The sequence below is a fragment of the Micromonospora sp. NPDC003776 genome (assembly GCF_053605645.1).
The window spans coordinates 1-1,983 of the sequence record NZ_JBSGJR010000851.1; the positions used below are offsets into that span (position 1 = coordinate 1).

Below are 1,983 nucleotides of genomic sequence, written 5' to 3' on the forward strand. Positions count from 1 at the left end.
GGCTCGGGGCCGACCTCGTCGAGCAGCGCGGGCGCGGCGGCGAGCTGGACGTTGCCGAAGTGGTCCACGGTGAGCACCTCGGCGGTGAACCCGCCGGGCTCCCGTCGCAGCACCGGGTCCGGCAGCCGTACCAGCGTCGCCGGATCCACCGCCGGCCCGGCGTCGGTCGCTGCCGCGCCGGTCGCCAGCCGCGCCGCGACGGGTGCGAAGACGTCCCGGCCGTGGAAGGTGCGGGACACCTCCGGAGCCAGCCAACCCGGATGGGTCAGCTCCACCGCCGAGGTGACGCCGCCGAGCGCCGCGGCGGCCGGCAGCAGCAGCCCGTTGTCCGGCCCGACCAGCACGCCGCCGGGGGTGACCAGGGCGATCCCGCGCCGGGCGGTGCCGACGCCCGGGTCCACCACTCCGACGTGGACGGCGTACGGCAGGTGCGGCACGGTCTGGGCGAGCACCGCGGCGCCGCGCCGGACGTCACCCGCTGGTACGAGGTGGGTCACGTCGATCACCCGAACCGCCGGGGCGAGCCGGGCGATGACGCCGTGGCAGGCCGCCACGAAACCGTCGGTCAGACCGTAGTCGGTGGTCAGCGAGATCCAGGCGGTCGGAGCCATGCCGGAAGGCTAGCGGGTGGCCGGGGGCCACGGACCGGCATGTGTGATCGGCCGACCGGCCGGTGCCCGGCCGCACCGCCGTTCGGGCAGACTGCCGGGGTGACGAAACGCCTTCGCCTCCTGTCGACCGCCGCCACCGTCCTCATCGCCCTCGGGCTGACCGCCTGCGGCAAGGACGCCGCCGACCAGGACGGCGGGGCCTGGGCCGACGGCCGGTCCAAGGCGCCGGCCACCAGCGCGGCCGCCCCGACCGAGGCGCCCGGCGTCGCCGAGTCGGGCCGCCCGAAGGGCCGGCCGACCGAGAGCGCGTCCACCCCGCCGTTCACCATGCCGACCAAGGCCGCCGGCACACCGTCCGCCCGCAAGGTGGTCGACGCGTTCAAGGCGGCCGGCCTGGCGGTGCCGAACGTCCGGGACCGGTCCAAGGACTGCGGGCCGGACGGCGTCGGTGTGGGCTGTGCCCAGCTGCTCGCCACGGACGCCGTCTCGGTCTACGTCTTCCCGGACGAGGCGAGCGCCACCAACCAGACCGAGATGTGGGGGACGGACTCGTACCGCAAGGGTGCGGTGGTGCTCAACTACCTGGGCACGAAGACCTCCGCGACCGAGCGGAAGCGCTACGACGCGGTGCTCGCCAAGCTGGCCTGAGCCGGGGCCAGCCGGCGCTCCAGCCGCAGCTCGTCGCGGATCGGGATGCCGTCCGCCCCGATCCGGGGAATGGCGGGCTTCAGCTCGCGGGCCCGGTCCACCGCCCCGGCGTCCACCGCCACGATGCGCAGCCCCCGCCGCTGATAGAAGCGGAGCGCGGAGAGGTTGTCGTTGCTGGTCACCAGCCACAGCCGGGCCGCCCCGGCGGCCACCGCGACCGCCTCGGCGGCGGCCAGCAGGGCGCTGCCCGCGCCCAGGCCGTGGCTGGTGGCGGCCAGGCTGACCACCTCCAGCGCGTCGTCGGCGAGCCGGTGCACCAGCGCCCCGGCCAGTGCGCCCGCGCCGTCCACCGCCACCAGCGTGGGCAGCTCCCGCAGGTCGTAGCGGGTGTCGTGGACCACCACGTACGGGCCACCCCACTCGCGGTGGTGCAGCGCCGCCACGTCCGCCCGGTCGCGCGGCTCCGCCGGTCGAACCCGGATCCCGGCCATCGGCCCCTCCTCGTGCGCCGGCCACACCCTAACCACCGGGGCCGGCCGCTGTGGCACGCGCTCCCGTCGCCGTCCGCGGGAAAGCGCGCGATCCCGGATCGAGTGGCATCCGTCGCACTGCGACACCACTACTTCCACGTCAACGCCGTTGCGTTAGGGGTGTGATCGGCGGGTCAACCCCTGCTGGATAGTGGGAACGGGACTCCTGGTAGATCAACTTGTGTCGAGCAAGA

General features: G+C 75.2%; 3 protein-coding genes. 1 reads left to right on the forward strand and 2 read right to left on the reverse strand.

From position 1 onward, the window contains the following. Positions 1-611: SAM hydrolase/SAM-dependent halogenase family protein (locus ACWEVO_RS35700; RefSeq protein WP_452311811.1), on the reverse strand; the 611-nt coding region annotated here is incomplete at its 3' end. A 99-nt stretch (positions 612-710) separates the two neighbouring features. Between ACWEVO_RS35700 and ACWEVO_RS35705 the strand changes: the two genes are divergently transcribed. After that, entirely contained in the window at positions 711-1,259 is a 549-nt protein-coding gene (locus ACWEVO_RS35705) for a hypothetical protein (protein ID WP_452311812.1), read from the forward strand. Here ACWEVO_RS35705 and ACWEVO_RS35710 read toward each other — a convergent pair. Next, positions 1,229-1,750: a GNAT family N-acetyltransferase gene (locus ACWEVO_RS35710; protein WP_452311813.1), complete on the reverse strand. Its 522-nt coding sequence runs from the start codon at positions 1,748-1,750 to the stop codon at positions 1,229-1,231. The genes ACWEVO_RS35705 and ACWEVO_RS35710 overlap by 31 nt on opposite strands. Positions 1,751-1,983 lie beyond the last annotated feature (233 nt).

Bases quoted from the DNA above. Each gene is read 5' to 3' on its own strand.
- ACWEVO_RS35710 (WP_452311813.1), bottom strand. From the start codon at position 1,750: ATGGCCGGGATCCGGGTTCGACCGGCGGAGCCGCGCGACCGGGCGGAC.